The following is an 18309-nucleotide window of genomic DNA, read 5'->3' on the forward strand; positions in this document are numbered from 1 at the left end:
ACCCTATGTACAGCGCAGTTGACCACCAATGGATGAGTGAGGCTCTAGCCCAAGCTCAAAAAGCCCTTTATCTTTCAAACCCTAATCCCCGGGTGGGATGCGTCATTGTTCGAGATGGCAAATTGATAGGAAGTGGTTTTACGCAAGCGGTTGGTAAGGCGCATGCAGAAGTTCAGGCTTTGGCTAATGCAAAGACTGTAGGTAACGATGTCGCTGGCTCAACAATCTATGTCACCTTGGAGCCTTGCAGTCACAGTGGCAGAACGCCTCCCTGTGTTGATGCCCTCATTGCCGCTAAACCAGCCAAAGTGATTGTGGCTATGTCTGATCCCAACCCTCTGGTGGCGGGTAAGGGTTTGGAAAAATTAAGAGCAGCTGGCATTGAAGTTCAATGTGGTTTGTTGGAGTCAGAAGCGCAAGCACTCAATCGCGGTTTTATTTCTAGAATGACTCGTGGCTTGCCATGGGTACGCATGAAGATTGCTGCTAGTTTAGATGGTAAGACCGCATTGCCCGACGGTCAAAGCCAATGGATCACTGGTCCGCTTGCTAGGGCCGACGGTCATCACTGGCGTGCGCAAGCATGCGCCATCGTGACCGGCGTAGGTACCTTGAAAGAAGATGATCCTAGTTTGAATGTGCGAGATGTTGATACTCAAAGACAACCAGTACGCATCATTATTGATTCCAAATTAGAAACACCGCCTGCTGCTAAGATTTTGCAAAACCCAGATCAATCTAGCGTCATCATTGTTTGTGCCAGTCTTGATACTCCCAAGATGCAAGCAAAATCTAAGTCTTTTGAAGAGTGCGGCATTGAGGTGATTAATATGGCAAATGCATTTGGCAAAGTCGATCTACCAGCATTGTTTTCTTATCTCGCCAAAGAACGCGAGATGAATGAGATTCATATTGAATCCGGCTTTAAGCTCAATGGTTCCATGCTCAGAGAAGATTGTGTTGATGAGTTATTGCTCTACTACGCACCATTTTTAATGGGTGAGGGTATCGGCATGGCTAATGTAGGTTTGATGAATTCTTTAAACAATCGCCAGAATTGGCAGATTATTGATCAAGCCCTTTTTGGTCCCGACCTGCGCTTACGTTTAATTAAGAACTAAAATCACTTTATGTTTACAGGAATCATTACTGCCGTCGGTCAAATCAAAAGCGCTCAAGTTAAGGGCGATGGCCTCCATCTCGTTGTAGAGGTGCCGGATGGCTATTTGGATGATGTTGCCTTGGGCGATAGCATTGCTATTCAGGGTGCCTGCATGACAGCTACCGAGTTAACAAGCAATTCTTTTGCCTTGGATATTTCTCGTGAGTCTCTGAATAAAACGGTGGGCCTAGATAAAGTGGGTCAAGTCAATTTGGAGAAAGCGCTGCGCTTGAATGATCGTCTAGGTGGTCATTTAGTGAGTGGGCACGTGGATGGTGTTGGCAAGGTGGCTCACTTTTCTCAAGTGGCTAATGATGCTTATGGCTCTTGGCTACTCCGTATTGAGGCGCCTAAAGAGCTTGCACCGTTTCTGGCATATAAGGGCTCTATCGTTGTAAATGGTGTGTCACTTACAGTGAATAATACCGAAGATAGCCTCACTGCTTGCATTGTGGATATCAATATTATTCCTCACACCTTGGAAAACACTACGCTGGGCAACTTGAAGCAGGGTGATACCGTAAATTTGGAAGTAGATCTTATTGCGCGTTATGTTGCGAGAATGCTTAATAAACTTTAAATTTTTACTTTTATAGTTTTACCGCTCTTACGAGTCTTGATGATCTTTATCAATGAGACGTCATCAATCAAATCAAGCAATGCTTTATATGATTTAGCTGGCAAAAGATAGGCCTTAGGTTTATTGCAACTTAGGATAACTGCGGGTAAGTTTTCTACTATCTTGATGATCTCTCCAGGATTGCGCCTTAGTTCAGTAATGCAGACTGTAGTTTTGATGCGAAGTATGTCTGAAATATTCATGTTGATTGATATTTTAAATCGTCAAAGCCTTAATTGATGTGAGGATATATAACTCTACTTGCTATAGTCCCAATTTGGGACTATAATTATTCAGTGAGGATAATAGCCAAAAAACAACTAATAAATTTTTGGCGCATACATCCTGATGCTGAACAACAACTAAAGGCTTGGCATGACGAAGTAGTGCATGCAAGTTGGAAAAAGCCGCAAGATATCAAGAATCAGTATCGAAATGCGAGTTTTATTGCAGGCAATAGAGTTGTTTTTAATATCAAAGGAAATACCTACCGTTTGGTAGTAGCAGTTGCCTATAGTTTTGGGGCGGTATATGTGAAATTTATTGGTAGCCATGCTGCATACGATCGAATTGATGCTTGCACAGTTCAGTTGGAGGAGTAATGAAAGAATTAAAACCTATTCGAAATAAGCTTGAATATAAAGATGCTCTAGCTCAAGCGTCTTACTATTTTGATCATGAGCCCAAACCTGGGACCAAGGATGGGGATAGATTTGAGATCCTCTTAATGCTCATAGAGGCTTACGAGAGCAAGCGGTATGCGATTTCTCTGCCAGACCCCATTGAAGCAATCAAATTCAGAATGGAGCAGTCTGGCTTGAGTCCAAAGGATTTGCAGCCGATGATTGGTGGCTTAAATCGCGTATATGAGATATTGAATCGTAAACGCCCTCTTACGCTGAAGATGATTTGGAGATTGCACTCTATGTTGGGAATCCCTGCTGATAGTTTGATTCAGCAAGATGATGAGCTACGCGCAGCCTAATCCCTTAATACTTTTTTGATAGCGGGTGGGGTCACTCACATTGGCCTGCGCAAAGCCTGCTTGCCTTAGACGGCAAGATTCACATTCACCACAAGCTTTGCCTAAGTCATTTGCTTGATAGCAAGATACTGTTTGTGAGTAGTCAACACCCATGGTATTGCCCAACTGAATGATTTGCGCTTTAGTAAGACTAATGATTGGTGCGTGTACCCGAAAGCGGTTCTCATCATTAATGGCTTCAACACCAGCCTTAGTTGCGAGGTTAGCCATATGTTCAAAAGACTTGACGTACTCAGGTCGGCAATCTGGATAGCCTGAGTAATCGACTGCATTGGCGCCATAGAACACATCTAGACCGCCTAATGACTCTGCCCAGCCTAAAGCAAGCGATAGCAAGATCGTATTGCGTGCAGGCACATAAGTAACCGGAATTTCTTGGTCCTTACCTAGAGTGGTGGGAACTGCAATTGAAGAGTCCGTTAAGGCTGAGCCACCAAAACGGGTGAGATCCAAATTCACAACCTCATGACGTACCACACCAATTTGTTTGGCAATATGCTTTGCAGCCGCTAGTTCTGAGGAGTGACGCTGCCCATAGCCCACGGAGAGGGCGTAAGGTGTATAGCCTAAATCTTTAGCCAGAGCGAGAACAGTCGTGGAGTCTAAGCCACCAGAAAACAAGATGACTGCGGGGGCGCCAGGTTTGCGAGGTGCCAGTGATGCAAATGCAGCGGACAGCTTAGACATAAAGAATGAAGTGCTTACTTTGTTCCAGCGATGGCCTGCTGTGCATCTTTAGCAGCATCAGTATCTGGATATTTAGCAATGATGTCACTAAATGTTTTTTTAGCAGCAGCTTTGTTGCCACTTTCTAATTGAGCGTTACCCAAGGTCACCATTGCCGCAGGGATGCGAGGATGGTTAGGGTATTTCTTAATCAGACTTTGTAGTTGGTTAATGGCGCCAGCATATTCTTTATTTGCATATTTACTATTGCCACTCCAGTAGAGGGCAAGTGGTAAGTAAGGGCTTTTTGGATACTTTGCGGTAAATGCAGCAAAGCTATCATCAGCCTTTTTTAGATTGCCTGCTTGAAACGCTTTAAGTGCATCGTCATACGCTTTTTTCTCACCAGGTTGGACTGTGCCACTCACGCCTTCAATGGTGACAGTGCGTGGCTCAAAATTGCCTAAGCGAGTATCGAGATCTTGGTAGTAAGTTTTCTGGCTGGTGTTAATGTCTTCACCTTGTTTCTCAAGCTCTTCTACCTTGCCGCGTAGCTCTGCGTTCTCTGTTTTGAGTTTGTCTATTTGCCCTTGCAACTCAAGCTGGGTAGTGGCTAGAGACTTACGCAAATCTAGAATGGCCTTACGGGCTTCATCATCCGAGAAGAGGGCCCAAGCGCTATTGGATGCGCTTAAACAAAACAGGGCAGCACTTAAACAAAACGCTCGTGAGAGCGTTTGTTTTACTGAGTGAGAAAGCGTCATCATTAGTTAGTGATGTAAACAATATCAGCGCGGCGGTTTTGTGCCCATGCTGCTTCATTATCGCCTTCAGCCTTTGGCTTTTCTTTGCCAAAGCTTACTGCTTCCATTTGATCATCGGACACACCCATTAAGTTGAGTGACTTGCGTACAGCATCAGAACGACGTTGACCTAGTGCCAAGTTGTATTCCGCGGTGCCACGATCATCAGTATTGCCTTGAATGATGACTTTTTGTTTTGGGTTAGCTTTCAAATAGCTTGCGTGGGCAGACAACATCTTTTGATATTTAGTCTGAACGGTGTACTCGTCAAAGCCAAAGTAAACGCTCTTGTCAAAGAGTGGGCTATTAGGATCGTTCCATGGCTGTGAGCCAAATTTTCCACTGCCACCGCTTCCATTCGCGCCATCGGTATCATCCAATTTAACGCTAGAACATGCGGCCATTAAAAATGCGGTGGCGCCGATAAGGGCAAAAGTCGCTGCGCGACGTGCGATAGAAATCTTCATGGTTCTTCCTTTTTCCTACAAGCTGAATCTATAAATGAGCTAATACTCAATATTATGCCCCCAAGAGCATCAAAAGTGACTATTTCAGCCCTTAAAAAGGGCAGGCTTGTGCAGCGTTGGATCCGGTCTTAGTCCATGAATGGACCCCAGGACGGCTGACGAACATCGGATCCTGGAATGCTGAGCACCTGCTTTGAATTGCCATCCACCGAAACAGCAGCTAAAACACGCTTGCCACCGACTTTAGTGGAGTAGAGAACATATCGACCATTTGCGGCAAAGGAGGGGGATTCATCACTAGAGCCATCAGTCAACGCTTGAGAATCGCCAGTAGCTAAGTTCAGAATGTAGAGACGATATGCGCCACCTACATTGGCAATGTAGGCTAAATATTTACCATCTGGAGAAATGCGCGGTGAAGTGACGAAGCCTTGTTTGAAGGTAATGCGTTTAGCGCCCTCAACTTGTTCGCCTTCAGCACTCATGCGATAAATCTGCGGATTACCACCACGGTCACTCGTGAAGTAAATGTAACGACCATCAGCGGAATATTGTGGCTCGGTATCAATCGTGTTTCCGCGAGTAAGGCGGTGCAATCCAGTTCCATCAGCATTGATGCCATAGATCTGAGTATTGCCGTCTTTGGATAAAGAGATGGCCAATTTCTTGCCATCGGGAGACCAAGCTGGTGCGCTGTTATTTCCCTTTTGATTGGAAAGAGAAATGCGACGACCAGTAGCAAGTTCGTGAACATAGATTACTGGCTTGCGATCTTCAAAAGAAACGTAAGCTACTTTCTTGCCATCCGGTGACCAGGAAGGTGAGATGATTGGTTCGCCACTATTCATGGCATTGCGAATGTTCTGGCCATCAGCGTCTGAAATTACAAGGCGATAGCGCTTGCCATCCTTAATGACATACGACAGGCGGGTAGAAAACACACCACGCTCACCCAGTAATTTAAAGACGATGTCATCGGCAATTTTGTGAGCAACCGCACGCAAATTATCTGTGCTGGAATTGAGATTGAGACCGCCTAAACTAAGGCTTTTACGAATATCAAATAATTTGTAGTGAATCTCAAATTGACCATTGCCTGTTTGTACAACTGAACCTACAGCTAATGCATCAGCGCCACGTGCTGCCCACGATTTGAAATTCGGAGTACCTTCATCACTTTCAACAGCATTGCCATTTTCAGTATTCTTAAAGTAACCGCTGCGTGCCAAGTCTTGGCGAATGATGTCAGTAATGCTGATGGGTAATTTATTCTCGTCTTTAAATCGCATCACCGCGATCGGATAAAGCGATTGACCTACGCCAGTGATTTCAATATTCATCTGGGCGAATGCTGGAGTTGCCATGCTGATTAGCAACGCCACAATGACTGCGCCATAAGAAATCATTTTGGATTTCAATCTCGTTACCAAATGCAGCATGCTTTAGTCCTTGGGTTTAAAGGTCAGTTTTACTTCGCGTTGCGGAATTTTGCCATTGTCGTCTTTTGGCAGACTTTCCGCGCGAGAAAGGGCGAGAAGCACTGCGCGATCCCAGCCGGCGTTGCCGCTCGAGCTTTGAATGCTAGTGCTCAAGATAGCCCCATCTGGTGCAAGGCTTACCAGAATAACTGCAGCAGGATTGCCGCTAATGGACTCTGGGTTAAAGATAATTAAAGGCTTCACTTTTTTGATGACTTTATCGGTCCAACCTGGAGGGGCATTACCACCGCCACCTACGCCGCTACCAACAGTACCGCCACTCCCACCCTCTGCACCCGCTGCAGCTCGTAAACGAGCCAATTGATCGGCGCGTGCTTTTTCAGCGGCTGCATTCGCTTTGGTTTCTGCAGGAGATTGTGCTTTAGGGACTTCAGCCTTCTTCGGTTTTTCTGGTTCTTTTTCTTTAGCCTTCTCTTTTGGTGGAGGAGGCTTCACTGTTTTTGGTGATTCTTTTACTTCTTTTTTAGGAGGTTCTTTTTCCACCTTCTTTTTCTTGATGGCAATATCTGCAGCCTCTTCTTTTACTTCTGTTTTGAGTTCAGGCTCGGGTGGCATTTGAACTTGTGGTGCGGAGTCCCAGAGTTCTACTTCAACGCCTGAAGATGTGCTGTTATTCCAGCTGATTCCTATCATTAAAAAAGCAAGTAAACCTAGGTGCGCTATTAAAGAAAAAGTAAATGCGCGCTTAGTACTTTCTTCTTTTGTAAAACGTCCTCGCTTGAAAGTCGAGAAGGAGGGTTGAAAAGTAGGAGCGCTATTCATGGGCGATTAAAGCAAGCCTCTAAGCCTTATTGGGTCTTGACCGCAAGGCCGACGCGCTTCACGCCATTCTCTTTGAGCTTGGACATGACTTCCATCACTGTTTCATATTTAATGGATTTATCAGCAGCAATCACAATTGGCTGGTCTGCAGATTTTTCTGCTTGTGATCTCGCAAAAGCACCGAGTTCAAATTTATTAAGAGTTTGTGTTGGGTCGCCATCCTTTTTCACGATGACATTTTCATTGGCATCAATGGTTAAAAAGACGGGTGGTAAAGATTGTACTTTCGCACCACCAACGGTTGGCAGATTGACAACGCCTGGATTAACCATCGGTGCAGTAACCATAAAGATCACGAGCAATACCAACATCACATCGATATACGGAACGACGTTAATGTCGGACATCGCTCGACGTTTGTTTTTACGTAATGAAGATCCGGCCATAATTTTTTTCGCTAATTGGTTTGCTTATCAGTTCAATCAGCGTGCAGCAGTTTGACGCTGCAAGATGTTGGTGAACTCTTCAATAAAAGTTTCAAAGCGAATAGAGAGGCGGTCTACATCTGTTGCTGCGCGGTTATAGGCAACCACGGCTGGAATTGCAGCAAACAAACCAATCGCAGTTGCGACGAGTGCTTCCGCAATACCAGGGGCAACTGCTGCCAATGTGGCATTTTGGACATTAGCCAAACCGCGGAAGGCGTGCATGATGCCCCAAACGGTGCCAAAGAGGCCGATATAGGGGGAGACTGAGCCGACGGACGCCAAGAAGGGCAAATTGGCCTCCAGAAGGTCCATTTCGCGTTGGTAGGTGGCTTTCATAGCACGGCGGGCAGCGTCAATCTCACGGCCCTTGGTGAACTCCTGCATTCCAGCTTCAAATATGTGCTCTAGGACGGCATCACTGCGGGTATTGCGCTGGGCGGCCTCTAAAAGGGTGTTCAGGTCGCCACCCGACCAGAAATCCCGCTCAAAGCGCTCAGTATCTAGCCTAACCCCCCTTAAAACCGCCGTTTTCTTAAAAATGATGGTCCAAGAGGCTATGGACATACTGAGTAATAACAACATTACCAACTGTACTAATAGGCTGGCATTGAGGACTAGGGAGAGGAATGAGAGGTCTTGTGTAGAGGTCATGGTGGATTTTGTATGATGTAGGTTGATTTTACTAAGTTAATGAACTTAGTAAGCCAACTTCATTAGGATTATCACCATGTTTGACCGTCAAAACACTTTAGCCAAAACCGATCCCCAATTATGGGAAGCTATTCAGAATGAAAATAAGCGTCAAGAAGACCATATTGAGCTGATTGCATCTGAGAACTACACCTCACCAGCGGTCATGGCAGCCCAAGGCTCCCAGTTGACGAATAAATACGCTGAAGGTTATCCGGGTAAGCGTTATTACGGTGGTTGTGAATTCGTGGACGTTGCCGAGCAATTGGCGATTGATCGCGTCAAAACTTTATTTGGTGCTGAAGCAGCAAACGTTCAACCCCATTGCGGTGCGTCTGCTAACCAAGCAGTATTTTTAGCATTCCTAAAACCTGGCGATACTTTTATGGGTATGAGTCTGGCTGAAGGCGGTCACTTGACCCACGGTATGGCGCTGAACATGAGTGGTAAATGGTTTAACCCAATCGCTTATGGTCTCGATAAAAATGAAGAAATTGATTACGAGCAAATGGAGCGTCTAGCTCGTGAGCACAAACCAAAATTGATTATTGCTGGCGCCTCTGCTTACTCAAAGAAAATTGATTTTGAGCGCATCGGTAAATTAGCCAAAGAAGTGGGCGCGATTTTTATGGTTGATATGGCTCACTATGCTGGTTTGATTGCTGCTGGCGTTTATCCAAATCCAGTGCCGCATGCAGACATCGTTACCTCAACCACTCACAAGAGTTTGCGTGGCCCGCGTGGTGGCATTATCTTGATGAAGTCTGAGCACGAGAAGGCTATTAACTCCGCGGTATTCCCAGGCTTACAGGGTGGTCCTTTGATGCATGTGATTGCTGGTAAAGCGGTGGCATTCAAAGAGGCGGCTGAGCCAGGATTTAAAGACTATCAAAAGCAAGTGATTGCAAATGCCAAAGCTTTGGCTGAAACATTGATTGCTCGTGGTTTACGGATTGTTTCTGGCGGCACTGATTCTCATGTGATGTTGGTTGATCTACGCGCTAAGAAAATGACTGGTAAAGAAGCGGAGCGCGTGTTAGGTGAGGCGCACATTACCTGCAACAAAAACGGTATTCCAAACGACCCTGAAAAACCAATGGTGACCAGCGGTATTCGTTTGGGTTCACCTGCGATGACTACACGTGGCTTTAAAGAAGCAGAAGCAAGACAAGTAGGAAACTTTATTGCCGATGTTTTGGATAACCCAAATGATCCAGAGAACATTGCTAAAGTGCGCGCTCAGGTTTCTGAGTTAACTAAGCGTTTCCCAGTCTACGGTTAAGCAGTCAACCAAACAAAGAAGAGTTCATTGCGCTGTCCTTTCTGCCATAACGACGATACCCAGGTGTTAGACACTCGGGTATCTGACGAGGGCGATACCATTCGCCGTCGTCGCCGTTGTGCTAAATGTGACAAGCGATTTACGACCTATGAGCGCGTTGAACTCGCGCTACCAGCGATAGTGAAGAAAAATGGCAGTCGTGTGGAATATAGCCATGACAAGTTGGCAAGTTCACTGAAGCTGGCTTTGCGTAAGCGCCCAGTGTCTTCTGACTCTGTTGATGAATCGATTGCCCGAATAGAAGAAAAACTCCTCAGCCTTGGCGAAAAAGAGATCCCTAGTGAGCGAGTGGGCGAGCTGGTGATGCGTGAGCTCAAGCGCCTTGATAAGGTGGCTTACATTCGTTTTGCCTCCGTATATCGAAGCTTTGCTGACATTGAATCATTTGAGAGCGCTCTCAAAGAGTTGAAGTAGTTACACCCCTCAATACTTTCCGCGATTATTTTTTAAAAGACTATTTCATTCAAGTGGTTGCTTGATATATACTGTAACCAATTGATTACAATTGCATGATGTATGAAATCAAAAAAACAGAAGAATTTGAGAATTGGTTTTCCGGTATTCGCGACTCTTTAACACGAGGCCGTCTTCTAGCAAGACTACGTAAGGCTTCGCTAGGGAGTCTTGGAGATATAGCTTCAGTCGGTGGAAGTGTGTGGGAAATGAGAGAGCATTTCGGTGCCGGCTACAGAATGTATTACGTTACTTATCGAAGGACCATCATTCTGATGTTGGGTGGTGGATGCAAATCTACACAAACTTCTGATATTAAAAAGGTTAAGAAGTTGCTTCTAGCCCTGGAGGATTAAATGAATAGTGCTAAAAAGACCAAAATAAAAGATTTAAAAAAATTCGATGTTGTTGACTATCTGAAGACCGAAAAAGATATTGCTGCTTATCTTTCTGCTGTTTTAGAGGATGGTGATCCCGCTTTGTTTGTTGCCGCTATTGGCGATATTGCCAGAGCAAAAGGGATGACAGAGATTGCTAAGAAGAGTGGTGTTACGCGAGAGTCTCTGTATAGAGCTTTAAAAGTAGAGGCTAGACCACGATTTGAAACTGTGACGCGTGTGGTGCAGGCACTAGGTATGAAACTGAGTGTTCAAGCCTAATCAGAATTAGACCGTCTTTGCTTTCTCGGCGCACATCATCTTGATGACGCCATCAATATCAGTAGGCTTTTTCCAACCCAAAGTCTTGATAGCTTTTTCTGGGTTGCCTACGCTGGCAACAATTTCATTTGGTCGAAAGAAGCTCTTCTCAATTTCTACGTGCTTCTGCCAATCTAAATCGAAGTATTCAAATGATTTAGCGACAAAATATTTCAGAGATTCTTTTCTGCCGGTAGCAATGACAAAATCATCCGGCTTATCTAATTGCATCATGAGCCACATGGCTTCTACGTATTCTGGGGCCCAACCCCAGTCACGAGAAATATCTAAGTTACCAAGTTGTAATTTATCTAATTGACCTGCTTTGATTTTGGCTGCACCAGCAATGATCTTTTGAGTAACAAAACGCTCTGGGCGTAGTGGGGATTCATGATTGAACAAGATTCCGGTGCAGGCATAGAGGCCGTAGGACTCACGATAGCTATTGATTAACCACTTTGCAGTCGATTTGGCTACAGCATAAGGGCTGCGTGGTGCAAAGGGCGTTTGTTCGTTTGCGGGCGTATCGCCAGTATCACCAAAACATTCGCTAGAGCCGGCATTGTAAAAACGCACTGGCTTACTTAAGAGGCGAATGACTTCCAAAATATTGAGTGTGCCAATCGCAATACTCTCGATGGCTTCAACAGGCTGATCAAAGGAGAGTCCTACTGAGGTTTGCCCAGCTAGGTTGTAGATTTCATCAGGATCAGCGGTCTGAATCGCATTAAAAACACTTCTGAAGTCGTTGATCGAAACAGAGAGGAGTTTGACTTGCGAGCGAATGCCTAAAGCATTCAGATTATTAAAGGAAGAGGCCATCACATCACGTGATGAACCTGTTACTTCATATCCTTTGGATAAGAGATGCTTAGCTAAGTAAGCACCGTCTTGCCCGGTGATGCCAATGATTAAAGCTTTTTTGACAGCCAATTTAGGTGCTTACTTTAATGCCGCAAAAATAGAGGCAGTAATGTCCTCAACGTTGCCTGTGCCACTGACTTTGCGATAGGCAGGCGCCTTTACTTTGTCGGCAGAGTTGGCTTGCGCAGCCCATGAGGAGTAGTACTCAACCAATGGGCGAGTCTGATCGTCATAAACCTGCAAACGTTTGCGAACAGTTTCTTCTTTGTCATCATCACGTTGAATCAGGTCTTCACCGGTGACATCATCTTTACCAGCCACTTTTGGTGGGTTGTATTTAATGTGATAAGTACGGCCAGAAGCTGGATGAACGCGACGGCCACTCATGCGATCAATGATGGCATCAAATGGCACATCGATTTCTAAAACGTAATCAATCGGCACGCCAGCATCTTTCATGGCTTGTGCTTGTGGGATCGTTCTTGGGAAACCATCAAACAAATAACCTTTACTGCAATCAGGTTGAGTAAGACGATCTTTTACGAGTCCAATGATGATGTCGTCGGAAACTAAGCCGCCGGCATCCATAATTTTTTTAGCAGCAATACCCAGTTCTGTTCCCGCTTTGACGGCAGCGCGCAACATGTCGCCTGTGGAGATTTGTGGAATAGCGAACTTTTCGCAAATAAACTGAGCTTGTGTGCCTTTTCCAGCACCTGGTGCACCGAGCAGAATCAACCGCATTGTTTTCCCCTTTGAAGAGCTGTCATTGTCCCGTATTTTGTTGGGCTCATTAATATGTAATCCCTAGGATTATCCCCGAGAAGGGCGGCAATGACCCCTGAAAAGCGATTTTTCTAGGAATTGCCCAGTAATTGTCGGATGCGCTCGAGATCCTCGGGGGTATCAACCCCTGCCGGAGGTGCCTCAGGAGCAATATGAACGGCAATCCGATAGCCATTCCAGAGGGCGCGCAGCTGCTCCAAGGCTTCTGCCTGTTCTGGAGGGGCTGGCTCCAAGCGGCTATAGGCCTGCAAGAAGTCGGCTCGATAGCCGTAGATGCCAAGGTGCCGTAAATGTTCAGTTGATTGAATAGCTTGAGCATCCCTCACAAAAGGAATGGGTGCTCTTGAGAAGTACAGAGCTTCACCTGAGCGGTTTAAGACAACCTTCACCACATTCGGATTATGAATTTCTGCAGCTTCTTTAATCCGTACTGCCACGGTAGAGATAGAACAACGTGCATTTTCAGCTAAGGTGCTCGCAACTTGATTGATCAACTCTGGTGGAATCAGTGGTTCATCGCCTTGCACGTTCACGATCAATGCATCGTTCGGAAGTTTTAAGAGTTGCGCCACTTCGGCAATGCGGTCCGTGCCAGTTGGATGATTCTCGCTAGTGAGCAAGCAATCGATACGATGCTCATCACAAGCCGCTTGAATCTCGGGTGAGTCAGTAGCCACCACAACACTTTGCGCCAGAGATAACTTAGCGCGCTCCGCTACTCGAATCACCATAGGCTTACCACCAATATCCGCTAGTGGTTTACGAGGCAGGCGGGTAGATCCCAGTCTAGCTGGAATCACTACTAAAAAATCAGGCGCTTTGGAGATTGAGCTCATTGATTGAAAAATTTCAATGATTAAGCTAATTCGTCACTACTAAGAGTGCGCGCTTCGTCTACCAACATGACTGGCACATCATCGCGTATAGGGTAAGCCAACCGATCTGCTTTACAAATCAATTCACCTTTAACGGCATCAAGTTGGAGCTGGCTTTTGCAAAGAGGGCAAACCAAAATATCGAGCAGTCGTTTATCCATGATTTTGTAGTGAGGTCTATGTGGGTGAGTCTAAATAAGTGAAGTTACAGTGTAGTGCTATCTCGTTGTAGTCAACAAGTCTGGACAAGCGACCTAGCTTACAGGTTGTAGCGATAAGGGTCCGGTCTTTGCAAGATGGATTGCAGCCATTCGGCTAGATTGTCTGGCAATGAGAGTGAGAGTGGCACTACCCAAATACGCTCATCATGAATAGCCGCACATTTCACGGCATCTTTTTCTGTAATGAGAATGCATTGAGTATTGAGCTTTTCAAAAAACTCGGGGGTGTAGCTTGCGTGATCAGGCAGGGGAATGCATTTTCCTGCAATACCTTGGCTAAGAAGATCATCAAAAAAACGCTGTGGATTGCCTAGCGCTGCAACAGCAGTAATCTTGTTGGGTAAATAGCTATCCGCAATTTGAGAAAGCGTTTGATGATTATTTGGGTTGATGAGTTGATAAGCGGCGCCCAAATTAGCTAAGAGCGAGAACGCTCTGCGTCCCTGAAAATATTCTTCTTGCTGGCCGATTTTGTGGGCACTAACTTTTGCGGTCAATAAAGTCGCATCTCTCTCACGGGTAGCGGGCTCACGCAATGGGCCTGCTGGCAACAAGAAGCGATTGCCTTCTCCACGACCATCACGCACTACGAACTCGATATCGCGACCACCTTCACGGGCAGGCCAACGAGCCAATCCAGTATGTTGCAGACCATCATCGCTAATGATGACGTTCACATGAGGGAATTGCTTTAATAAAGCGCGAATACTTTGCTGACGTTTTGGAAATACCCAAATCGGAAATTGGTTATGCGTACGCTTGGCAATTAGGACGGGTTCATCACCAACTAATGCAGGGTCAGAATCACTCTTTACCTGCAGTGGAGCAAGTTGCGAAGAAGAGCCATAGCCTCTACTAATAATTCCAGGATTCCAACCTAATTGTTGCAAGCGTTCTGCGAGTGCAATCACGATCGGCGTCTTACCCGTACCACCAACGCGAATGTTTCCCACAATGATGACCGGAACCGGCGCTGGTTTCTGTTTGATGAGGCCGGTGTCTAAAACTAACTTACGAGCACGCACTATCAATCCATAAAGCCAAGAGAGTGGCCACAAGATCAAACTCGTGGGGCCACGTCGTTCCCAGAACTTGGGTGCTTTACGGAAAAAAGAAAAGGACATTAACAATAGATTTCTGAGTTCGTGGTCTTATAACTTCGAATGTATAGCTTATTTTTTGGTTTGACTACTAAACACAATATTAGAGAGATTGGCATCACGCGCCGCTTCGAGAGCGCTCATCACCGCTTGATGCGGTGCCCTGGCATCTGCATCAATATTGACTTGTAGGTTGTGTGTAGACTCTTTCTTGCTATCTGCTTGCCCACTTAATTGCATTAATGCTCCGCTCAGTTGAGAGCGATCAGTCACTTTGCCGTTAATCGCAAAGCGACCATCGCGGCTAACAGCTATATGGATCTGCTTGATCTCTGCCTGACTCTCACTGCCATTCGCAGTAGGTAATGTAATCGCGAGTTCTTGATAGCGCGTGAAGGTGGTGGAAATCATTAAAAAGATCAACACCACTAACAAGACATCAATAAATGGAATGAGATTAATCTCAGGCTCTACTGGTGCAGCTGTGCCCCCTAGAGAAAATCTTCTCTTTGCATGCGCATGCGTTTCTAGCCAACTCATTTGGCGTTATCGGTTGGATACAATTTTTTAAAGATTTGGCGCGTAAACTCTTCGCACTCTCGTTGACGCTGATTTGCCATCGCACGTAAACCACGCCAAGCTGCTAATGCAGGAATCGCAATCAATAATCCGAAGGCCGTGTTATACAACGCCACTGAAATTCCGTGAGCCAATTGCTGAGGACTACCTACTGCACCATTAATGGCGCCTTGACTACCGAAAATTTCAATCATGCCTACTACGGTGCCAAACAAGCCAAGTAATGGCGCAATGGTGGCAATCGTAGCGAGCGCGCCAAGATAACGATCTAATTTGAGCCAAGTGCTTTGAGCTGTCGCTTGAAGTTCCTCGAGAGCACTTTCGGCACTACTGCCACTGAGCTTCTCTTTGAGGGTGCATGCTAATAATGGGCTTGCTGGTGAAAGTTGGGCTAACTCGGCAACCTGCAAGTCACTGACTGCAGAGCCCCCTTTGGAGCTAAGCATTTGATTGGTAAGGGTAAAAGCGGTTTCGAGGCAGTTTTTGGGAAAAATATGGATTTGCCGTAGATACCAGCAACGCTCAATGGCAATCGCTAAGCCCAAAATAGAAATTATGAGAAGGGGCCAAATAGGCCAGCCAGCGGATAGTAAGATGGAGTACATAAGCTCAGTACTTTAGCTGAATTAAAAAGCCTGTTTCGGAAAGCTTGCCTGTGGATAACTCTGTGCAAAACTTTTTTGGATTTGTGCTGTAAGTCCTTGATTGATGGTGAAACCGGATATCAATGGCTGCAACTGCGTTTTCTAGAGTTGATTAATTTTTATATAAATCAATAGCTTAGTATGATGGTGTTGGATTTATGAGACGTTTTGGGTCAGTAATTACTTACTTATGAGCATTAAACCCAGGGTGTATTGGGGTCTGTGGATATTTATTGGCCCATAAGCCTGATGGATGCGGGATTAAAGAGAAAAAATGTCGGAAATATCAAGGGAAATTCTGAGTGTTGGCGACCTAAACCGCGCCATTGCTGCTTCTTTGGAGGATCGTTTTGATACGGTCTGGGTAAGCGGGGAGATTTCCAACTTCAAGGCTTATGACAGCGGGCACTGGTATTTCTCATTAAAGGATGAAGAAGGTCAAATACGCTGTGTGATGTTCCGAGGGCGTAATGGCCAGGTCGGATTTATGCCCCAATCTGGCGACTTGGTTGAGGTGAGCGCCAATCTGGGTCTGTATGTGCCCCGGGGAGATATCCAACTCACCATTCAGACACTGCGCCGCGCAGGAATGGGTGGCTTATATGAAGCCTTCTTAAAGCTCAAAGCCAAACTTGCTAAAGAGGGTTTATTTGATGAGGAGCATAAACGCGAGATTCCAACGCATCCTAGATCAATTGGCATCATCACATCACCACAAGCAGCCGCATTAAAAGATGTTTTAAGTACGCTAGCAAGAAGAGCGCCACATATTCCGATTGTGATTTACCCAACCCTAGTGCAAGGACCAGATGCCCCTGCTGGAATTATTTCTGCCCTCAAAGCGGCTGAAAAAGAAAATGCAGTTGATGTCATTTTGTTGGTGCGAGGTGGTGGCAGTATTGAAGATCTCTGGGCATTTAATGATGAGCAGCTGGCTTATGCGATTGCGCAATCACCAATACCTGTAGTCAGTGGTGTTGGGCATGAAACCGATTTCACAATTGCTGACTTTGTATCTGACTTGCGCGCACCTACACCTACTGGTGCCGCAGAATTGGCTGCGCCACGCAAAGATCAAATGCTGCAAGAGTTAGACGCCATCATGCAAGCCTTGTTACAGCGCATCAACCAACGCGTAGAACGTGAAGCGCAAACCTTAGATCAACTAGCACTAAGACTCAGTCACGCACTGCCCAATCCAGATCGCATGCGCGAGCAAATACAAGGATGGCAACAACGCCTCAATCAAGCTTGGTCAGTACGCATGGAAAGTTGGAAACGCAATCAAACGCACTATCAATCTCAGTTGGAGATGCTGAATCCGCAGAGAACCCTAGAGCGTGGCTATGCAGTGATCTTGAGTAAAGAGAAAGATCAACTGCATGCTGTGCGTGATCCTGAAGAATTAGTTGCTAATGCTGATTATGAAATTCATTTAGCCAATGGAGTTTCAGAAGTGCAGCTTACGAAAGTGTCTTCTAAGACTTAGAAAATATTAGGCTCAATCTGTAAAGTCACGCCAAACTTATCGTGCACTTTATCCCGAATGCATTTAGCAAGACCAAGAATATCCTCAGCGGTGCCACCGCCATGGTTCACGAGTACTAGGGCTTGGTTTTCATAAACACCAACTGCACCCATGCGTTGACCTTTAAAACCGCATTGATCAATGAGCCAGCCAGCAGCGAGTTTGCGCTTGCCTGGTAGGTCTGCATAAGAAACTAAATCTGCGTAGGTTTTAAGAAGCGTTTCGTACTGTTCATTCGGAATAACCGGATTCTGAAAGAAGCTACCCGCATTGCCGATGACTTTCGGATCGGGAAGCTTGTGAGTACGGATCTTACAAACGGCTAGGAAGATCTCTTCCGGACTAGGATTGGCATCAAGCGGAAACTGCTTCGCTAGGTCCGCATAATGAATGCGAGCCTGCCAAATTTTTGGCATTTTAAAAACGACCTTTGTCACGATAAAGCGGCCGGGATTTTGCTTGAAGTAACTATCGCGATAGGCAAAGCAGCATGCCTCTTTTGGGAGAGTGACAAAGGCATGGTCTTTGGCATCAAAGGCTTCGATACGATCGATGTACTCGCCGATCTCAACGCCATACGCACCAATGTTTTGTATGGGCGCGGCACCAACGGTACCCGGTATCAGGGCCAGATTCTCAAAGCCGGGCATACCATTTTCTAAAGTCCACTCAACGAGTTCATGCCAAACCACTCCGGCACCGACTGACAGAAACGTAGCTTCTTCATCGCTGGAGAAAATTTCTTGACCCAGAATATCAATGAGTAAAGTGGCTCCAGGCAGTGCGCTCGGTAATATGACATTACTGCCGCCGCCCAATACTCTCCAGGACAGCTTTTGCCCGGCAATCTCTGACATCACCGCTGGAATTTGCTCTGGTGCGTGGATTTCATAGGCGAGTTCGGCTACTGCATCAAGACCAAAGGTATTGCGGTGCTTAAGTCCTAAATTAGGAGTCAATTTTGCGGAGTTGGACGCATTTTGGGCGCGAGTCATAGCGCAATCTTATACATATCAAG

Annotated in this window: 25 protein-coding genes; 9 read left to right on the forward strand and 16 right to left on the reverse strand. The window is 45.8% G+C overall.

The window, feature by feature from the left end; genetic code table 11:
* The first annotated feature begins 5 nt into the window (after positions 1-5).
* Both ribD and JaK3_RS02920 read left to right on the forward strand, forming a co-directional pair.
* Positions 6-1121, forward strand: a complete 1116-nt coding sequence (gene ribD, locus JaK3_RS02915; RefSeq protein ID WP_068320490.1) for a bifunctional diaminohydroxyphosphoribosylaminopyrimidine deaminase/5-amino-6-(5-phosphoribosylamino)uracil reductase RibD — start codon at positions 6-8, stop codon at positions 1119-1121.
* Between the two features lie 9 nt (positions 1122-1130).
* A complete protein-coding gene (locus JaK3_RS02920; protein WP_068320492.1) occupies positions 1131-1742 on the forward strand; it encodes a riboflavin synthase in 612 nt (203 codons plus the stop codon).
* Here the strand turns inward: JaK3_RS02920 and JaK3_RS02925 are convergent.
* Positions 1739-1984, reverse strand: a complete 246-nt coding sequence (locus tag JaK3_RS02925; RefSeq protein ID WP_068320493.1) for a type II toxin-antitoxin system prevent-host-death family antitoxin — start codon at positions 1982-1984, stop codon at positions 1739-1741. The two genes, JaK3_RS02920 and JaK3_RS02925, sit on opposite strands and share 4 nt — an antisense overlap.
* A 93-nt stretch (positions 1985-2077) precedes the next feature.
* Between JaK3_RS02925 and JaK3_RS02930 the strand changes: the two genes are divergently transcribed.
* Positions 2078-2383, forward strand: coding sequence for a type II toxin-antitoxin system HigB family toxin (locus JaK3_RS02930; protein ID WP_068320494.1), 306 nt, complete (start codon positions 2078-2080; stop codon positions 2381-2383).
* Positions 2383-2766, forward strand: a complete 384-nt coding sequence (locus JaK3_RS02935) for a helix-turn-helix domain-containing protein (protein ID WP_068320496.1) — start codon at positions 2383-2385, stop codon at positions 2764-2766. Before JaK3_RS02930 ends, JaK3_RS02935 begins: the two co-directional genes overlap by 1 nt.
* Here JaK3_RS02935 and queC read toward each other — a convergent pair.
* The 7 genes from queC to tolQ all read right to left on the reverse strand — a co-directional run bounded on the left by queC (position 2752) and on the right by tolQ (position 8162).
* Complete coding sequence (gene queC / locus JaK3_RS02940; RefSeq protein WP_068320498.1) at positions 2752-3513, reverse strand: 7-cyano-7-deazaguanine synthase QueC; 762 nt, start codon at positions 3511-3513, stop codon at positions 2752-2754. The genes JaK3_RS02935 and queC overlap by 15 nt on opposite strands.
* 14 nt (positions 3514-3527) lie before the next feature.
* Positions 3528-4256 (reverse strand): tol-pal system protein YbgF, encoded by a 729-nt coding sequence (gene ybgF / locus JaK3_RS02945; protein ID WP_240480859.1) that lies wholly within the window; start codon positions 4254-4256, stop codon positions 3528-3530.
* Between the two features lie 2 nt (positions 4257-4258).
* A complete protein-coding gene (pal, locus tag JaK3_RS02950; RefSeq protein ID WP_068320501.1) occupies positions 4259-4762 on the reverse strand; it encodes a peptidoglycan-associated lipoprotein Pal in 504 nt (167 codons plus the stop codon).
* A 128-nt stretch (positions 4763-4890) separates the two neighbouring features.
* Positions 4891-6201, reverse strand: a complete 1311-nt coding sequence (tolB, locus tag JaK3_RS02955) for a Tol-Pal system beta propeller repeat protein TolB (RefSeq protein ID WP_068320504.1) — start codon at positions 6199-6201, stop codon at positions 4891-4893.
* 3 nt (positions 6202-6204) lie between these two features.
* Positions 6205-6894, reverse strand: coding sequence for a cell envelope integrity protein TolA (gene tolA, locus JaK3_RS02960; RefSeq protein ID WP_240480860.1), 690 nt, complete (start codon positions 6892-6894; stop codon positions 6205-6207).
* Positions 6895-7049: 155 nt separating this feature from the next.
* Positions 7050-7469: a protein TolR gene (tolR, locus tag JaK3_RS02965; RefSeq protein ID WP_068320508.1), complete on the reverse strand. Its 420-nt coding sequence runs from the start codon at positions 7467-7469 to the stop codon at positions 7050-7052.
* A 36-nt stretch (positions 7470-7505) separates the two neighbouring features.
* Positions 7506-8162 (reverse strand): protein TolQ, encoded by a 657-nt coding sequence (tolQ, locus tag JaK3_RS02970; protein WP_068320510.1) that lies wholly within the window; start codon positions 8160-8162, stop codon positions 7506-7508.
* A 76-nt stretch (positions 8163-8238) separates the two neighbouring features.
* Between tolQ and glyA the strand changes: the two genes are divergently transcribed.
* The 4 genes from glyA (at position 8239) to JaK3_RS02990 (ending at position 10655) form a co-directional block, all read left to right on the forward strand.
* Positions 8239-9483 carry a serine hydroxymethyltransferase gene (gene glyA, locus JaK3_RS02975; protein WP_068320512.1) on the forward strand — a complete coding sequence of 415 codons (1245 nt, stop codon included), beginning with the start codon at positions 8239-8241 and terminating at the stop codon, positions 9481-9483.
* A 27-nt stretch (positions 9484-9510) separates the two neighbouring features.
* Positions 9511-9957 (forward strand): transcriptional regulator NrdR, encoded by a 447-nt coding sequence (nrdR, locus tag JaK3_RS02980; protein WP_068320514.1) that lies wholly within the window; start codon positions 9511-9513, stop codon positions 9955-9957.
* Between the two features lie 98 nt (positions 9958-10055).
* The gene (locus JaK3_RS02985) at positions 10056-10352 is read left to right on the forward strand and encodes a type II toxin-antitoxin system RelE/ParE family toxin (RefSeq protein WP_205627477.1); all 297 of its coding nucleotides are present in this window, start codon (positions 10056-10058) and stop codon (positions 10350-10352) included.
* Positions 10353-10655 carry an addiction module antidote protein gene (locus JaK3_RS02990; RefSeq protein WP_068320518.1) on the forward strand — a complete coding sequence of 101 codons (303 nt, stop codon included), beginning with the start codon at positions 10353-10355 and terminating at the stop codon, positions 10653-10655.
* A gap of 6 nt (positions 10656-10661) precedes the next feature.
* Here JaK3_RS02990 and JaK3_RS02995 read toward each other — a convergent pair whose 3' ends face one another.
* The 7 genes from JaK3_RS02995 to JaK3_RS03025 all read right to left on the reverse strand — a co-directional run bounded on the left by JaK3_RS02995 (position 10662) and on the right by JaK3_RS03025 (position 15724).
* Positions 10662-11627, reverse strand: a complete 966-nt coding sequence (locus tag JaK3_RS02995; RefSeq protein ID WP_068320520.1) for a GDP-mannose 4,6-dehydratase — start codon at positions 11625-11627, stop codon at positions 10662-10664.
* Between the two features lie 9 nt (positions 11628-11636).
* Positions 11637-12302, reverse strand: a complete 666-nt coding sequence (gene adk / locus JaK3_RS03000) for an adenylate kinase (protein ID WP_068320523.1) — start codon at positions 12300-12302, stop codon at positions 11637-11639.
* 113 nt (positions 12303-12415) lie between these two features.
* Positions 12416-13180: a 3-deoxy-manno-octulosonate cytidylyltransferase gene (kdsB, locus tag JaK3_RS03005; RefSeq protein ID WP_068320526.1), complete on the reverse strand. Its 765-nt coding sequence runs from the start codon at positions 13178-13180 to the stop codon at positions 12416-12418.
* Positions 13181-13200: 20 nt separating this feature from the next.
* Positions 13201-13380 (reverse strand): Trm112 family protein, encoded by a 180-nt coding sequence (locus JaK3_RS03010; protein WP_068320528.1) that lies wholly within the window; start codon positions 13378-13380, stop codon positions 13201-13203.
* A gap of 98 nt (positions 13381-13478) precedes the next feature.
* Entirely contained in the window at positions 13479-14564 is a 1086-nt protein-coding gene (gene lpxK / locus JaK3_RS03015; protein WP_068320530.1) for a tetraacyldisaccharide 4'-kinase, read from the reverse strand.
* A 48-nt stretch (positions 14565-14612) separates the two neighbouring features.
* A complete protein-coding gene (locus JaK3_RS03020; protein WP_068320534.1) occupies positions 14613-15080 on the reverse strand; it encodes an ExbD/TolR family protein in 468 nt (155 codons plus the stop codon).
* Complete coding sequence (locus tag JaK3_RS03025; RefSeq protein ID WP_068320536.1) at positions 15077-15724, reverse strand: MotA/TolQ/ExbB proton channel family protein; 648 nt, start codon at positions 15722-15724, stop codon at positions 15077-15079. Before JaK3_RS03025 ends, JaK3_RS03020 begins: the two co-directional genes overlap by 4 nt.
* A 313-nt stretch (positions 15725-16037) precedes the next feature.
* Here JaK3_RS03025 and xseA point away from each other — a divergent pair, with 313 nt between their 5' ends.
* Complete coding sequence (xseA, locus tag JaK3_RS03030) at positions 16038-17252, forward strand: exodeoxyribonuclease VII large subunit (protein ID WP_068320538.1); 1215 nt, start codon at positions 16038-16040, stop codon at positions 17250-17252.
* Here the strand turns inward: xseA and murB are convergent.
* The gene (gene murB / locus JaK3_RS03035; RefSeq protein ID WP_068320541.1) at positions 17249-18286 is read right to left on the reverse strand and encodes a UDP-N-acetylmuramate dehydrogenase; all 1038 of its coding nucleotides are present in this window, start codon (positions 18284-18286) and stop codon (positions 17249-17251) included. The genes xseA and murB overlap by 4 nt on opposite strands.
* Positions 18287-18309: the final 23 nt, after the last annotated feature.

Origin of the sequence: Polynucleobacter yangtzensis, assembly GCF_001595965.1 — a bacterium.
GTDB classification, from domain to species: domain Bacteria; phylum Pseudomonadota; class Gammaproteobacteria; order Burkholderiales; family Burkholderiaceae; genus Polynucleobacter; species Polynucleobacter yangtzensis.